General features: G+C 69.2%; 16 protein-coding genes. 6 read left to right on the top strand and 10 right to left on the bottom strand.

The features are described from left to right. Positions 1 to 86 precede the first annotated feature (86 nt). A complete protein-coding gene (locus PV396_RS43475) occupies positions 87 to 812 on the top strand; it encodes a YaaC family protein (RefSeq protein ID WP_416071584.1) in 726 nt (241 codons plus the stop codon). 110 nt (positions 813 to 922) lie between these two features. Here the strand turns inward: PV396_RS43475 and PV396_RS43470 are convergent, their stop codons facing one another. Together PV396_RS43470 and PV396_RS43465 are read right to left on the bottom strand one after the other, a co-directional pair. Beyond that, the gene (locus PV396_RS43470; RefSeq protein WP_319213905.1) at positions 923 to 1660 is read right to left on the bottom strand and encodes a hypothetical protein; all 738 of its coding nucleotides are present in this window, start codon (positions 1658 to 1660) and stop codon (positions 923 to 925) included. A 257-nt stretch (positions 1661 to 1917) separates the two neighbouring features. Then, entirely contained in the window at positions 1918 to 2064 is a 147-nt protein-coding gene (locus PV396_RS43465) for a hypothetical protein (protein ID WP_319213904.1), read from the bottom strand. 29 nt (positions 2065 to 2093) lie between these two features. Here PV396_RS43465 and PV396_RS43460 point away from each other — a divergent pair, with 29 nt between their 5' ends. Beyond that, on the top strand, positions 2094 to 2345 hold the full coding sequence (locus PV396_RS43460) for a hypothetical protein (protein WP_319213907.1): 252 nt from the start codon (positions 2094 to 2096) through the stop codon (positions 2343 to 2345). Positions 2346 to 3527: 1182 nt separating this feature from the next. Here the strand turns inward: PV396_RS43460 and PV396_RS43455 are convergent. Both PV396_RS43455 and PV396_RS43450 read right to left on the bottom strand, forming a co-directional pair. Continuing rightward, positions 3528 to 3653 carry a hypothetical protein gene (locus tag PV396_RS43455; RefSeq protein WP_319213903.1) on the bottom strand — a complete coding sequence of 42 codons (126 nt, stop codon included), beginning with the start codon at positions 3651 to 3653 and terminating at the stop codon, positions 3528 to 3530. Positions 3654 to 3673: 20 nt separating this feature from the next. Then, positions 3674 to 3808, bottom strand: coding sequence for a hypothetical protein (locus PV396_RS43450; RefSeq protein WP_319213902.1), 135 nt, complete (start codon positions 3806 to 3808; stop codon positions 3674 to 3676). 513 nt (positions 3809 to 4321) lie between these two features. Here PV396_RS43450 and PV396_RS43445 point away from each other — a divergent pair. Both PV396_RS43445 and PV396_RS43440 read left to right on the top strand, forming a co-directional pair. Then, a complete protein-coding gene (locus PV396_RS43445; protein WP_319213901.1) occupies positions 4322 to 5176 on the top strand; it encodes a hypothetical protein in 855 nt (284 codons plus the stop codon). Then, positions 5173 to 5373, top strand: a complete 201-nt coding sequence (locus PV396_RS43440; RefSeq protein WP_319213900.1) for a hypothetical protein — start codon at positions 5173 to 5175, stop codon at positions 5371 to 5373. Before PV396_RS43445 ends, PV396_RS43440 begins: the two co-directional genes overlap by 4 nt. A gap of 200 nt (positions 5374 to 5573) precedes the next feature. Here the strand turns inward: PV396_RS43440 and tpg (PV396_RS43435) are convergent, their stop codons facing one another. Then, entirely contained in the window at positions 5574 to 6164 is a 591-nt protein-coding gene (tpg, locus tag PV396_RS43435) for a telomere-protecting terminal protein Tpg (RefSeq protein ID WP_319213899.1), read from the bottom strand. A 4-nt stretch (positions 6165 to 6168) separates the two neighbouring features. Continuing rightward, a complete protein-coding gene (gene tap / locus PV396_RS43430) occupies positions 6169 to 8373 on the bottom strand; it encodes a telomere-associated protein Tap (RefSeq protein ID WP_319213898.1) in 2205 nt (734 codons plus the stop codon). Positions 8374 to 8643: 270 nt separating this feature from the next. On the opposite strand from tap, the gene PV396_RS43425 reads away from it, so the two are divergent. Both PV396_RS43425 and tpg (PV396_RS43420) read left to right on the top strand, forming a co-directional pair. Further along, positions 8644 to 9255 carry a hypothetical protein gene (locus PV396_RS43425; RefSeq protein WP_319213897.1) on the top strand — a complete coding sequence of 204 codons (612 nt, stop codon included), beginning with the start codon at positions 8644 to 8646 and terminating at the stop codon, positions 9253 to 9255. Between the two features lie 311 nt (positions 9256 to 9566). Further along, positions 9567 to 10121 carry a telomere-protecting terminal protein Tpg gene (gene tpg / locus PV396_RS43420; protein WP_416071582.1) on the top strand — a complete coding sequence of 185 codons (555 nt, stop codon included), beginning with the start codon at positions 9567 to 9569 and terminating at the stop codon, positions 10119 to 10121. Positions 10122 to 10176: 55 nt separating this feature from the next. Here tpg (PV396_RS43420) and PV396_RS43415 read toward each other — a convergent pair whose 3' ends face one another. From PV396_RS43415 to PV396_RS43400, 4 genes are all read right to left on the bottom strand, one after another. After that, positions 10177 to 11292: a hypothetical protein gene (locus tag PV396_RS43415; RefSeq protein WP_319213895.1), complete on the bottom strand. Its 1116-nt coding sequence runs from the start codon at positions 11290 to 11292 to the stop codon at positions 10177 to 10179. Further along, positions 11289 to 12032, bottom strand: a complete 744-nt coding sequence (locus PV396_RS43410; RefSeq protein ID WP_319213894.1) for an ATP-binding protein — start codon at positions 12030 to 12032, stop codon at positions 11289 to 11291. Before PV396_RS43410 ends, PV396_RS43415 begins: the two co-directional genes overlap by 4 nt. After that, on the bottom strand, positions 12029 to 13642 hold the full coding sequence (locus PV396_RS43405) for a transposase (protein WP_416071583.1): 1614 nt from the start codon (positions 13640 to 13642) through the stop codon (positions 12029 to 12031). Before PV396_RS43405 ends, PV396_RS43410 begins: the two co-directional genes overlap by 4 nt. A gap of 155 nt (positions 13643 to 13797) precedes the next feature. Further along, entirely contained in the window at positions 13798 to 15030 is a 1233-nt protein-coding gene (locus tag PV396_RS43400) for an ATP-binding protein (RefSeq protein WP_319213892.1), read from the bottom strand. Between the last annotated feature and the right edge of the window lie 130 nt (positions 15031 to 15160).

Genomic DNA, 15160 nt, shown 5'->3' with positions numbered 1-15160 from the left:
CGAGAGCTACCTCGCCGGACTCCACCTCCGCGCCTCCATGATCTGGATCAAGGACCTCACCCGAACCACTCAGTGATCACGACCCAATACAGGCCCTAGTCGCGAACAAGGGAACCGGAGCGTTCACCCAGGTGGCGTCGCTCCTCGGCTCACGCTCTCTGCCTCAAGACGTGGAACTCGCCAGTTTATGGAGCACCATTGAGGAGAACGACGGCTGGCCGCTTGCCTCCGCGCCGTCCTCGACACGGTGTCTTCGGGTCACCCGAAAGCCTGTGGGCCCGGACAGCTTCAGCACGGTGGCCCTCGATCTGGACGGCCTTTCCGACGACATCGCGACCCATGGAAACGATAGAGATCAGCTCGCGACTGCGATCCATCAGCATCTGAGCGCGTTCCCAACAGTCGCCGACTACGAATTCCTGCACGGGTGGGCGGGCATTTACGGGCGGGACGAGAAGCAGGGGACAGTGACGGTGAGCCTGGCCTGGCCGCTCGGCAGACCGGAGCAGCCATCTGACCAGGATGTCGAGGCAGTGCTGACCAAGCTGACGCCTTGGGCCGGCCGCATCCCCATGCAACAGCGTGTGCACTCCGTTCTCGGAGGCGATGGAACCCAACTCCACCCCTTTCTGGCGTGGTGGGCGGTGCTGTACTGCCTCTCGATGCTCACTCGATACCAGCCCGGCCAGTGGACCACCCAGATCGACGTGAACCACAGCATCGACGCCGCGGCCTTGGAGCGACTGCTGAGCAAAGCCCTCATCGCCGTACCTGAACTCGCACTCGCAACCATCGACGAAGTCTCCCGCTAAGGCGGTCCGACAGGCGCCCGCCCAGCACCGTGCCTGCCGCCGCGGCCAGCGCCGGGTACGGCTCCTCCACCCGTACGAGCTCGTACGGGTGGAGGAGCCTCGCAGCTGTCTCAGGGCGTGCTTGCTGTCTGCTGTGGTCCCGGCAGTCCTCTCAGGGGGAAGGCATTGATGGCGTCCTTGATGGATTGAGTTCGGGTAGCGGCGAACCACGACTGGGTTCGAGGGCAGACGTACCCGATGGCGGTGCTCATGGTCTTCAGGTCCAGATTCAGGTCTCGGGTAAAGACTGGTTCCAGGTGAGCGATCCGGTTGCGCAGCCAGTGGAGACGGATAACTCGCTTCTCGATGTCAGTGAGTCGCTGATGCTTAAGTTCTGGGAACGCGTACCGGATAGCATCGCGCCACAGGTCGTGGGTATAGCGCGTAGCCAACATGAATCGCCAGAAACCCAGCGTAAGTTGGGCAATGATGTCACCATCAGTTACTGATGCTGGCGCGGCAGTTCCCGCCCTCAGATGCTTCTGAGCCAGGGCCTCATGGGCCCGCACTCGAGCCCGAGCAAGATCATCTTTGCTGCGCTGCGTGAGCTGAGGAGGAGGATTCGTCAGCCAGCTCCCCGGTCTACCTTGAGCCTGGTGCCATCGTGCCATTTGCTCATGGATGGCGTTACGCAAGACGATCTCAGAGATGTGCAGGGCTTCGTAGAGCACTGCAGAGGCCTCGACGTTCCATCGGTAGAGCTTGAGGGCTTCGCGAGGTGATCCTGCCGCAGCCAGGTAGGACGCCATGCGCGCGGAGGAAAATCGGGCTATGAGCAGCTGCTCTGAGGAGATCTTCTGTTGTGTCATGGTGCATTGCATCGTATAGTTGATGGCACAAGACCCGCTTGGCCTCTGCTTGCATGCTGACGGGTTAATGGCAGACCGAAGGTCCGCTGGCATCTAGGCCAGGGGGCCTTTGGCGTTTCCATGGCTCTGATCGGCACAAGCACAGCGCAGATGGACAGACTCTGTAGCTCTGGTTGGCGTCGAACAGACAAGGCACGGGGCACGGCGGCCACTGACATGACCTGCTCTTTCTAGGCGGCGGAGCAGTAGGGGCCGCCTCAGTCGCCCGCCGTCGGCCCTATGCTCAGCAGCATCCGGCCTCGGGCTGTGTGACGTTGGGGAGTCCTTCGGTGAGGGCGGTCCAGGGGGAGTTCGGCCTCGATCGGGCCGCGCGGGTCGTAGAGCACGGTGTGCGTGTCGCTCATCGGGCGCCCGCCGCGTCGTCGTCCTGGCCGTGGTCGCCGGTGACGGCGTCCGGGGCCTGGACGGCGAGGAAGCGGGCGTAGCCGCGGTCGGCGCGGGCGAGCAGCGCCGGGGAAGGCCAGGCCCGTCCATCAAGGTGACGCAGCCGCGCGAACTGGCCGACTACGCCAAGGCGTTCGCCGGGCTCGCGGAGATGGCCGTGTACGGCGACGGGGCCCGGGCGCTCGTCCGGGCCGCGATCGACGCCCTGGAGCGAATCCGCAATTTCTCGCAATCACGTTGAGGATCGGCCCGCCGCCTCCGTAGCGTCGAACGACATCGACGCCCTAGCAACGGGAGGCGGCGCCCCATGAGCGCACCCACACCCGCCGCACCCGCAGCCCAGGGACGCGGACTGCAACCGCCCGCCTTCGGCCAGGCCGTGTGGCAGCGCCTGCGGCGCCCTCACGATCATGTTGTCCCGCGCGCGCCGAGCCGGGCCCCGGGGGGCCCATGGCGTGCTCAGCCCGGGTCAGATCTCTCCGGCATCCGTGGAGGTGAGCCAGTCGGCGGCTTCGGTGTCGGTCAGGAGCAGCACCTGCGTCTGGTGAGCGGTGCCGCCCTGGGCTGCATGGACGCGACTCGGGTTCGCGTTGAGCTTCGGGACGGGGCCGGCTATCGGGGCGAGGGCTCTGCTGTGCTGCTGCCCGCCCCAGGTGTCCCGGATGGCCCATCTGTGATGACTGAGGTGTCTGTAGTTGTGGCTCCCCCATCCTCGGCCGGGGCGGTTCCCAGGAACAGGTAGAGAGCTGTCAGTACGCCTACCCCGACGAGAAATGCGGTCCCGAGCTTCTCGTTGCGGTAAGCCAGGGTGGCTGCAACCACAGCAAGGGATAGGACCACAACGGATGCGAGGGGCACTCCGTGTCCGACGGGTAGGGCCACAATGGATGCGAGGGGCACTCGTTGTTCCTTCGCTCAAGGCCCGGCCGTCGTGCTCCGCCAAGATCCCGGCGGCCGGGCAGTTCTTCAGTCTTCGAATGCTCCCGGCTGAGAGCCTTGCGGTCAATTGACCTGAGTCGAAGCGACTCAACTTTTAGCCCACTTTCACACCGGTAATTACCGCTTTTAGGCGGATTATCAGTACATCTATGGCCATGGATATGACTTCAAGTAGCCCCGCACGACGTGGACACGCCCGGGGTGCGTGCTGCTCTTCGGGACAGGGCCGGTCGGCGTCCAGGTCGACGGAGACGGTCTTGCCGCTGATGCCGATGCCAATGACCGGTGCGGGCTCGGGCGCTTTGGTCACCAGCTCCGAGCTTGGGGTCCTTGAAGGCGGCCTTCTTCGGCGGGCGACAGGTCTTCTTCACCACCACGTACGGCGTGCGTCCGGCCGATGCCTGGAGAACGTCACGCTCTCCGGGGCCGAGTTTCCGGGTAATGAGGTCGGCGACCAGGTTCCCGGAGAACTGCAGGTGCACCGTCAGATCGACGCGTCGTCGTCGCTGAAGTTCTTCGGCACGTGCAGGTAGCGGCGCGGGGCGGTCTGCTCCGCGATGGCTAGGGGCTGTGCGAGGGCCTGGTGCAGCGGTACCACCCACTCGCGCATCAGCCCGCGGCGCTCCCGGGTCAGCAACCCGTACGCCAGTTACCGATGACCGTGGCGGAGGCCACGCCGATCCCGCCCGTCTGGAGGGTGTGGAGGGTGGCCTCCCGGTGCTCGATCGAACGCGAGACGCGGCCCTCCGCCTTCGGTAGGGACACGGGTGCCCGGATGTGGCGTCGGTCCGCTTCACCCCTTCCATGTCACGGCCGGCCAGGAACCGGCCGATGCCGAACATGACGGCTTCGGCGGTCTCCTCCAGTTGCCGGTCGAACTTCGTCTGCGCCATGCCGTCCAACGCCCTTCGTTTTGGGGGTGCGTAAGGCGCGACGGTGCTGCGGGAAGCAGACACCCACGCCGGACGACGACGCCTAAAACGATCTCCCTGGGGGAGATTCCCGCGCCCCGGCCTCACAAGCCGGTCGGCTAAGGACGGCTTCGGCGCGCAGGTGTCCGGCACCCGCCGGACACCTCATTTCCAAGGCCAACTTGAACTCGAAAAGCAATCCGCAACGGCCAAAAAACTGCCGTTGAAAGAACTTTGGAGCGCTGCGTGACATTCGCACTTCCGCGCTGCAGACGACGCAGTACAACCAGGCAACTGCCTACTAGCCCTCACGCGCGACTCAGGAGCACGGCCAGAGGGCGAGAGCAGTCCAGACGAGGGGTTTTACATGCGTGCGGAGGACAAGGTCGCGGAGGCCGTCGATGCGGGCCTGCCCGACAAGGGGGCGGCCCGGATTCAGCGCGATGCCGCCAGGGTCAGCGAGCTGGCCGAGGGCGGCTTCAAGGGACCGGCCTACGAGGTGTTCGAGAACGAGCTGTTCCGGGCGAGCTGGCCGATCTTGCGCGGCATGCTCCGTAAGGGCACGCTCGCCCGGATCGCACTGAAGTGGTGCAAGGAGCGGGGGCTCCCCTTCTGGGTCCACCCCGAAGACTTCGATCTGTGGCGCGGCAGCCGCGAGGCCCGTGACGAGATCCTCGTCGATGTCCTGCTGCGCGCGCGGATGTCCTTCAGGCGCAAGGCTCTGGTCGGGGGCGGCTGGAACCCCGACCACAGGGGAGGCCGCGGGGCAAGCTCCCTGACCACATACTTCGTGAACGAGTGCATCTGGGAGTTCCGCCGCGTGTACACGGCCTGGGCGAAGAAGCGCCTGGAATGGGCTGAGCAGCACGCGCTGTATGACGGCTCGGAAGAGGCCGCGCTCGACAACCCGAAGCTGTTCGGCCGGCTCCTGGAGGTGGGTTACCTATCCGAGCCCGAGGCCGCCGTCCTCAGCACCAACTTCGAGGACATCCTGAACGAACAGCCCGCGGTCACCCAGGCGGTCATCCGCAGGACCGTCGAGGGCTACGTGGACACCGAGATCGCGGACATGCTGCACATCACCCACGCGGCGGTCCGTATGCGCAAGACCCGCTTCCGCAACGCCCTGTACGACGCGGCCCGGGAGCGGCGTATCTGGATCCCCGAGCAGCTCCACACGAAGGCCAGCGCCCGCCACCGCAGCCAGCGAGGTGCGGCGTGACCGTTCAGCTGCTCGTGGCCCTGGTACTGGGCATGTGCATCCTCTTCTCCGCCTTCGCCGGCCTCATCGGATTCGGCGTCGCCCGCTTGGTCAAGGTCCCGGTGGACAAGGCGATCGGCTGGGGAAGCTTCACGGCCTTCAGCGTCATGACGCTGTGCATCGCCCTCCTGGGAGTCCTCCTGCCCCTGCTCGCGTGACCGGCACCCGGACACACGCTGGGCCTCAGCTGGAGCCCCCTTGGGATACATACGGTCGGGCTGCACAGTCCTCTGTGCAGCCCGCCGCTTAGCCGGATGCGATGACCGTCGTCATGGCAGTGAGCTACCTGTACACGTACCGCTTCCTGACCGCCATCAGGAAGCTGCTTGCATGGCTGCGGAGGCGGCGTCGGCCCCAGCTAGAAGGAGACGTCGATGTAGTCGATGTCGGTGAATTCGACCTCAAGCTGGTCGGCGCGGCGGCCGTGGTCTTTGAAGTACATCTCCTGGATGCCTTCGGCGATGACCTCGTTGAGGCTCTGGGCATCGATGCCCCGCTGGGCGTCGAACAGGCGCCGGGCGTAGTCGGCCGGGAGGTGGACGGTAATGCGCCGTGTGCGGCCGTCGTCGGTCGTGCCGATCGGCGCGCTGTAACCGAACCGGGCGCGGGCCTCCACGGTGATCCCAGTACGGGTCGCGGCCTGCTTTCGGCGCCGGTCACGGACGCGGGGCTGCCAGCGGGCGCGTACCGCCGCGTCGATACGGTCGGCGATGGCCTTGGGCGGCTGCTTGCGGGCGCCGGTGCGGTAGCGCTCCACGGAACGCTGGGTGATGCCGAGTTCCTGGGCGACGGCATTGGTCGTCTTCAGCTGCTTCAGCAGGAAGTTGATCCGCCCTTTAACGGTCTTGGGCGGTGCGTGGGTGAACACTTCCTGGTCGGCGCGCTCGATGGCTTCCTGGACCAGGACGTCGTCGGCGTCGGCGTTGCCCGGACGGATCCGTCGCACCACGGGGCTACTCCCCTTCGTCCATGACGGCGTCGCCGCCCTTGATATGGCGGGCAGGGTTGTAGCCCTGTTCCATCAGGTCGACCGCCCACGCCATCTCCTGGACACCCTCGACCTTGCACAAGCCCGGGTTCGCACCGATACGGAACGTGCCGTAGACCGGTGTGCCGTCGCCGCCTGTCGGCAGGAAGTCCAGCGGGGAGGGGCCCGGACTGGCGTAGGCGACGCAGTCGGACAGCACTGCCAGCGGATACTGGCTGGTCAGGGCGGCGAGTTTGGCCATCTTGCGGTGCATGTTCACCCGGGCCTTGGCGATGACCGCCGCGCGGATGTCGGGCCGCCAGGTGGGGCGTTCCAGGGCGGGCCAGCGCTCGCCGTCCTGGTAGTGGCGGCCCTGGGGTCGTTCGCGGAGCTTGCCGATGCCGCCCTTGACGGTCGACTTGATCGCGGACAGCACCATGGCGCCCTGCCGGTGTCGGCGCACCAGGGCGGCCAGGGCTTCATCGCTCATGTCGGCGCGGACGGCGGGCAGTTCGGTGAGCGCCGCGCGCAGGGCCTCGAGGCGTGTGTCGGCGGCGGCCGCGTACGTCTTGTGCAGTGCCATCGTGTCCAGGAACGCGGCCGGGTCGGTGTCCTTGGCGACGGGGATGCCCATGTCTGCGGTGGTGGTCAGGTAGGCGTCCTTGAGCCGGTCGTGCCACGGGTCCAGGTATGCGCCGGTCTCCTGGCGCAGGTACGCCTCGATCGGGCGGACCTCGTACCCGAGTTCCTCGGCGTAGGCAAGGGTCGCGGTGGTGTACCAGCCGGGCCCCTCGGGTCGCAGCCCGGTGGGGGTGAAGGGGTTGGGCAGGCGCGGGTCCATCTCGATGCGGGAGAGGTCGGCCAGCCAGGTGCCGGGGATCTTCTTGTCGAACACCGGCGCCGTGACGGGGACTGGCCCGGACAGTCCGACGGTGAGGCGGGCGGCGGCCGCGAGGAAGGCGGTGTTGATGTCGATGCCCACCGCCCAGGGCAGCAGGCATTCCTCGTCACTGAGCAGTTGGGGGTCGCGCACCCACTGGTAGGCCTCCTCGTCGAGGAAGCCGCCCTCCCAGCCCTGCGCGACCGGATGTTCCTGGGGTGCCTCCGGCGGCGCCGGGTCCACCGGCCGGGCGAGCGCGCCCGGATTCGGACCGGAGACCCACTCACCGGTCGTGTCGTCCTTGACCGGCCGGGTCGGCGGCCGCAGCGCCGTCATCAGCTCCAGCCCGGTCACTGCGGTGGAGCCACGCGGAGTGAAGACCCGAGACGCGAACACCCCCAGGACACGGGCCAGATCGGCCGGGTGCAGGCTCGACACGTCGCCCCAGGCGCGGGTGTCCAGGGCGTCCCAGGGCAGGATCGCCAGCTGCACGCACTGCCGCCGGCCCGCCTCTGCCTGACGGTAGATCCGCGGCCACGGGCCGAAACCACGCTGCGTCAGCTTCCACTTCACACGGGCCAGTTGCCTGACGACCGGGTGGTCCTCCGCCAGACGCAGGTCCCGGCGGTCCTCCAGCCGTTCCGGCAGCCCGAACCGCACGGCCGCGGACTGGGTGAGCACGACCAGGGGGTCGGAGTCCTTGCCGTGCCGGTGCAACCGCGCCTGCCCGATCCCGGACTCCTGCAACGTCCACTCCACCAACTGCGCAATAGTGGTTGCCGGACAGTCCAGCAACACGCCGCCCTGGCAGTAGACGGTGCCGTCCCCGTCCAGCACGGCCAAAGGCCCGTTCAGGAAGCGGGAGTCGGCCGCGGGCGCTGCAGCCTTCGGCCTCGCCGGATGCCGTGACATCGACGCGGTCCTGGGGGCGCCGACCGGACGGGACGCGGCCACGGCAGGCATGTTGGGGGGCAAGGAGCTCGCGGGCGGAGGTTGCTCGGGGGCGGGCACGGAACCGGTGAAGGTCTCCGGCGCGGGCTCGGCGGCCGCTTCGGCCGGGTGCTTCGCCGCCCAGCCTTCCAGCAGCCGCAGATAGGCCTCACGGCGCGGCGGGCGCGGCTCGGACCGGCCGTTCTCCCAGTTCTTCACGGTCTGCGTCGTGGTCCGCAGCACCTGAGCCAGCCGGGCCTGCGTGACGCCGGCCGCCTCACGCCGCCGGGCCCGCTCCCCCGGCGGCGGCAACTCCGGTTCGCCTGCCAGCAGTTCGTCCACCGCTGCGAACAGCTCATCCTGATTCGGCTGGTTGGGCATCGCCACCTCCGACCCGCACGCTAGCAAGAAATTATCCCTGGATATGGCCCATTCCTTATCCTTGAATTTGGGTCATGCGGCGCGTAGTGGTCGAGAAGGATGGGTCGGCCGCAGCGAGTGTCCTGTCTCTGCGATGGCCGGGCAGTCTCGGAGCTCTCCGGGCAAGTGAACTGACGTCTCAGCCATCTCCGGGCACCTCAGGCCATCGCGGCACGGGTAACCACATGAAACCACCGCCCGCCACTGGTCCGAACATCGCACAATACGGAAATGCAGAACTCCGTGATCACGGCGTCAGGCGCACTCTTAGCGGCGCTCATCGGTCTCTCCGGCGCGCTCTGGGTGACCATCAGCAACCAGCGCAAGCAGCAGCAGGCACAGCGCGCCAACTGGACATACGACCGTCGCAAGGACGCCTACCTGGCTTTCATCGACGCTGCACGGGCGTTCACTCCCCTGACTGAGGAACTGTTCCTCGCCGAGGAACGCGACTACATCGCCCGTCAAGCCAATGGCTCCGACCTGGAGAACGAGACACGGGAAGAGGTGACTACCTGGGCGGACACACTCTGGTCACCCTTCCTCGCCGACTACAGCACCGACTGGCCCCAACGGGCGCCTGCACGCCTGCATACCTTGACGATGGCGTTCGATCGCATCGACTTGGAGGGACCGCCGGATGTCACCGCCGCGGCGCTCAAGATTATCGAGTCGGCACACGCCCTGATCGCCGGTCCTGCACTCTTCGCCAAGGAAGCTGAGCAGGAAGCCGCCGCGGGCGGCAGCGCCACCGAAACAGATTTTCGGCGCACCGAAGTTCACCAGTACAGGATGCTCTGCGGCAAGTTCCGTGAGGAGGTCCACGGAGTGCTGAATCCCTGAAACAACTGAGGCATACGCCCCAAGCTTGGATGCCCGGACTCGGCCGAGACGGACAGAAGATGAACCGTCTCACTGATCTCCGGGAACCGCAGGCCATCACCTCGCTCTGCTCGGACCTATGAGACCGGACAGCGAGGACGCCTGGTGCTCGCCCTGCTGGTCGACCCTCCCGGTCTGGGCCGCGCGGTGGTACTGCGGTGTCGGCAGCTGAAGTCGGCCACCGCTGACACCAGTGGACGGAAACAAAGCCGGGGCGGGAGCACGGGCCCTCTGGAGCGATATGCAGTGGACAGGGGCGAGCGGACGGGGTCTTGGGCGAGATAAACGAGGGTTTGGAGCGGGCCTTGCGTACCCGGCCGCTGCCGGTCAGTGTCCGTGCCCGCCTGGGCTTCCTGCTCAGAGCGGAGAAGGGGTCCACGAAGAGGCTGGCTGCTGTTCTGGGGGTCTCGCAGCGGACGGTGCAGCGGTGGGTCACCTCCGGCCCGGACAGGCGCCGGCCGGGCCCTGTGCAGGCGCAGGTGATCGAGGATGCCGTCCGGGCGCGGTGGCAGCCCCGGATCCGGGAGCGGTTGCGTGCGGATGCCGAGGCCCGCGGCTTCTGTCTGCACACCCGGGCGCGGTTCGGGTTCGCGTCCGCGGTCGGCTCCTCCGATGACCCGCGCCGGCGGCTGATCACCCAGCGGCTGTCCGGCGCGGTCGCGCGGGAGCTGTTCGCCGCTCGGGACGCCGGTGCCGGCGAGGCGCAGCAGATGGTCGTCCTGGCCCGCTCGCTGGGGCATGCGTACTTCCGTGACGGAGGAGGGCGCGCCCACGGTCTCCAGGTTGCCTTCTCGGATGTCGAGTTCGCCGACTTCACCATCGGGTGACCGGGCCGGTGGTCGAGGACGTCGACAGCTGGAGGCGGTGTGCGGATGTCGCGGTCTACCGGCGCGGCCGGGACGGCTTTGTGGGGCGGGACAGCAGGGTCTCGTAGCGCTCGGCCTGCCCGCGTTCCGCCCAGTCCCACACGACGGCGCCGGTGCCGGCCGGCTGCGGAGGCTGGGGTGGGCGCAGTCTGGCGTTCTCGGCCAGATGCAGGATGTGGGGGCGTTCGTCCTGGCGGGCCAGGAGTTCCCGGCTGCCGGTGAGGGCGGCGAAGGAGGCCGCGGCACGCAGGAACGGGCGGGTCCATGCCGGGACCGGGTACACGGCGCAGCCGTCGGTGTAGCGGGCGGGGTCGTGGAAGGCGAGGGTGGCCGCGTCGGGGCCGAGGTCTTCGGCGCGGACGGTGAGGAGTTGCTGGAACGAGGCGCGGGTGAGCAGCGTGGCGGCCAGGGCGGCGGCCAGCCGGGGGTGTGCGGTTGCCCGGTGGATTCGGCGGGTGATCTCGCGTACGGCTGCCTCGGTGAGGGGGCGTGGCGGCGGCCGGTGGCGCCAGTCGATCGGTGCCGGTGTGCACGGGCCGGTGCAGGGCTGGGTGCTGTCGTAGGAGACGAGGCGGTCCAGGGCGGGGACGGTCATCCAGCGGACTGGGGACGCGGTCGGGGTCTGCGCGGAGGGCTGGGGGCCAGTCGCTGCGGGTGCGCCGCCGTAGTAGTGGCTGCGGGCGGTGTCCAGGTCGCTGGTGACGGTGTGGGGCACGGGGTGCAGGGCCCGGTGGAGTGCGGTGGTCAGGTGGGTGCGGTGGCAGACCAGGGTCAGGGGGATGCCGGTGATGTCGCGCAGGTGCAGGAGGCACTCGATGCGGCGTGCGGTGAGCCGGTGGGCGCGCAGGACGGTGAGCCGGGCGGCAGGCAGGGCGGCGATCCAGGCGGTGGCGGCCTCCCACGCGGGCTGTCGGCCCGCGCGGAAGCGGCCTGGCAGTAACGGCGGTTTGCCCAGGGCTGCGAGGAGGTCGTGGGCGAGAGCGGTGTCGCTGGTGGTGCCCGGTCCGGGGTGCAGGGTGATCCGACCGGCGGCGGGATCGTGGGCTGCCAGGGCGGTGTGGGTGTGGGCGACGTCGTCGTACCGGTCCATGACCAGGGCGACGGGCGGCGGGGCGCAGCGGGTGGGGTTCATGCGAGGCGGCTGAAGGCCCAGCGCAGCAGTTCCTGATCCACCACGGAGCGTCCCGTGCGGACCAGGGCGGTACGGGCATGGGCGGTCAGTTGCGCCCACGCGCGGAAGTTGCCGTGCGCGGCGTGCTGGTCGGCGAAGGCTATGTCGTCGGGGTCGGCGTCGGCCCAGACCGGGTGGAACAGCGGAATCACCTCACGGACCTCGGCGGGGGTGAGGCGGGTGAAGTGCTGCCAGATGAAGACGCGGGAGGACAGCATCGGTTCGCGGCGCAGCACGGTGTGGCATCCCTCGCCGCCGACGAAGATGATCGCGAGCTGGGTCGAGGGTTCGTCCCACAGGTAGCGGAAGTATTCGAACGCCTCCCCGTTGAGCCACTGCGCCTCGTCCACCAGGAACGTGCGGGGGCGTTCGGCCAGCGCGGTCTTCAGCAGCCGGTCGAACTCACTGGGGTGGCGCGGCGGTTCGCCGGCCAGGTCGAGCGCGGTGAACAGTTCGTAGCGCACCGCGCGGGCGGTGGGCCTAGCCCGGAAGGTGATCTTGCGGACGTCCTCGCCGGGTTCGAGTTCACGCAGGCAGGTGTTGACAGCGAGGGTCTTGCCGAAGCCGGCGCCGCCGTGGATGCACATCATGGCGCGGGCGGCGACGGTGTCAGTGATGTTCTCCCGCGCGGTGAGCAGGGCACGGGTGGTGACCACGGAGGCGTCGGGCAGGTCGACGTACTGGTAGGTGGCCGCGGTCACGAGGCGTCTCCGTCTTCGTCGGTGGTGGGACGTGCGGCCCGCCCGCCGGGGCTGTCCGGAGCGGGAGCGGAACCACGGCCGGACGGGAGCGGGACGGGCCGCTCCGGCATGGTCAGCGCGGCCAGGGAAGCAGGGGTACGCCACCCGGCCGGCGGCGCGGCGGGCGGGATGAGGTCCGGCAGCGACAGCTGCGACAGGTCGGTGTCGGTGGCCTGGGCGAGTTCGGCCTCAGCCTGCGCGGTGGTCAACGCACCGAGCCGCTGCGGGGCGGCGGACTGGTTCACGGCGGCGTAGCGCTCGCGCTGGGAAGCCTCCAGGTCCTTCTTGAGGCGGCGGGTGCGGGCGGCCCGTGCCCGCCGTACGGCGCTGACCTGTTCCTCGGTGGCCCGGTCGGCCAGATCTGCGGGACCGAGATAGCGGCCGGTGGCCGCGTGGTAGACCTCGATGCGGTGATCGTGGTGGGGCATGAAGCGGACCCGGACCTGGATCCCGGCCTGCCCGGTCATCCACGGACCCACATAGTCGCGTTTCCTGAAGCGCACTCCGCGGGTGGTCAGCGTGCGGGTGCCGGCGTCCTCCAGGGTGAACGTCCACAGATCCGCGACCGGCACGTCCCGCAACGGGGTGGGATCGTCCTGCCACGCCTCAAGCGGAGTCCGGCCCCGCAACGGCGCCGGACGGTGCTCGGTGTTCCACCACGAAGTCCAGGCCAGCAGCCGGGCGGTGAAGTCCTCGAAACCGAGCAGCACTTCGTCCTTCGGACGGGAAGAGCGTTTGCCAGGGCGCGGCTGGCGGGCGTAGCCGGGCAGCGCGGCCAGGAACATGCTCTCCACCGCCCGGTTCAGCCCCTCCACGGTGCCCTTGAGGTGGGGGGTGTAGGCGGGCAGGTCCTCCACCGTCACGTCCAGGAGATCGAACGCAGCCGTCACCGTCCGGGACAGGAAGTCCTTGCCGCGGTCCACCCGTACCTTCTCCGGCAGGCCGCCGAACGGGCCGTAGGGGTCCTCGCGCAGGACCGCGGAACGCAGCGCGGACAGCACCGACTCCCGCGACGGATCCCCCGGCGTGACCGCGACACCCGTGATCGCGTTGGTGGCACAGTCGGTGAACCACGTGATCCACGGCCTGCGGGCGGTGCCGTCGACGTCGACCAGCACCGGGGCCTGCATGTGGTCGGTCTCCCACACCTGGTTGCGCCAGCCCCGCGGCCGGGCCAGGAACACATCGTGCTTACGCGCCGCCCTCTCCCCTCCCACAAGGCCAGCCCGCTCCCCCGGCGTCAGATCACGGCGGATCGCGCGATGCAGCGTCGTCAGCGACGGTGCGTCTGCAGGCGGCGACTCCCGAGCGGCACGGAGGACCAGCTCGCGATGGACGGCCCGCACATTCCCCTTCCACAACGCCAACAGCCCACGGACTTCAGACGTGACCGTGAACGTCGCACCGGCCCAGCACCGGGCACCCGGGCTGGCGGCCGCGGCCTCATCGCTCTCAGCCGCGGCCAGCCACCGCCACACCGTGCGCTCCAACACCCCCAAAGCATCCGCAGCCACCCGCACATGACCCGCTGTCAGCTTCTTCCCCGCCCGCAGAACGAGCAGCCGCCGCACCGCCGGACCACGCAGTGCCGTCCTCGACGCCGCGGGCAACCCGCCGCCTGCACGGACGGCGTCACCGTCCTCCATGTCAGCTCCCCTCGCGCGGTGGGACGTCGTGTGCGTGCCGAGCGGGTAATCGCCCTCCCGCCCTCCCAGAAACGCTCCGTTCACAGCGGCGGCGCAACCCGCTGGAACAGCCGCCGCACCAGGGCCCGGTCGACGGACGCGTCAGCGGTGGTCAGCAGCGCATTCTGCAGGTGCGCGGTCAAAGCAGCCCACACGCGGAACACTCCGTGCGCGCACGAGCGGTCGATCCACGCCAAATCCGACGCCGGGACGGTACGCCACAGCGGATGGAAGCCGGTCACCACGGCCGCGACCTCCGCTGCGGCCAGGCGCCGAACCTCCTGCCACGCGCCGACCCTTGACGCCAGCTGCGGCAGCCGGGCCAGCGCCCGCTCGCTGCCCGACCCGCACAGCACCAGCGTGATCCGCGTGCCGGAGTGGTCCCACAGACTCTGCAGGTACTCCAGGCACGGCACGGGCAGGCGCTGCGCCTCATCGACCACCAGCACCCGCGCCTCACCCAAAGCCCCCGCGACCGCGGCATCGGCCAGCGCCGGCGGGTGCGGGAAACGGCCCGGCAGCCCCAGCGCGTCGAACACCGCCCGCCTCATGCCGGCCACCGACGGGCGCACCGGCACCGGCACCCATGTCACCTTCCAGCCCGGCGGGACCTCGTGCAGCGCCATCCGCACGGCCACGGTCTTGCCCCGGCCCGGGTCACCGAACACACACACCGCGCCCTCCGCCGCCATCGCCTGCCCGACCGCCTCGGCCACGACCCGCACCGACGACGTCCCCACCAACTGCGCTCCGGCCGGCAGCACCACACCCGCCACCGCACCGCCCTCCCCCGACGGCAGGACCGCGGACACCGCCCGCACAGGGCGCGGCAGCCGGCGCGCAACCGTCTTCGCCGCGCCGCCCTCACGCGGCCCCGCCAGAGCGAGGTCAGCCAGCGCCTGCCGTGTCCGCTGCTCCTCCCGCTCCCGCCGCACCACCGCACGGTCCGGCAGGACCCTGCCAGCCTCCAGGTCCCGGCGCACCACCCGATACAGCGACGCCAGCGACGGCACCTCTCCACCGGCATCCTTCAGATGCCGGTGCAGCACCGACACGTTCCCACCCGCCTGTGCCAGCACCTCCCACGCCTGCTCGGACAGCTCCAGCCAGCGCCACACCGTGCGCACATTCACCCCACCGACCTGCGCGCCCGCCCGCACATGCGCCGTGGTCAACGCCCCCGCCGCCTCGAGCTCGAGCAGCCGCCCCACCAGCACCGGCCTGGACACCATCAGCCCCGCCGTGACCTCACCCCACGCGCCCGGCTCCCCCACCCCATACCCCTCCGACGCCCAAACCCGACGCCGACCACCGTGCCGCCGCCCGGCCCCCGAAGGATCAGAAGTGCCGTTCCCATGACAGCGGAACAGAGAAGGGTGTACCGCCCCACGACAGCAGCACCCG

Source organism: Streptomyces sp. ME02-8801-2C, assembly GCF_033793965.1.
Taxonomy (GTDB): Bacteria; Actinomycetota; Actinomycetes; order Streptomycetales; family Streptomycetaceae; genus Streptomyces.
This window is presented reverse-complemented; position numbering and strand designations above follow the sequence as displayed.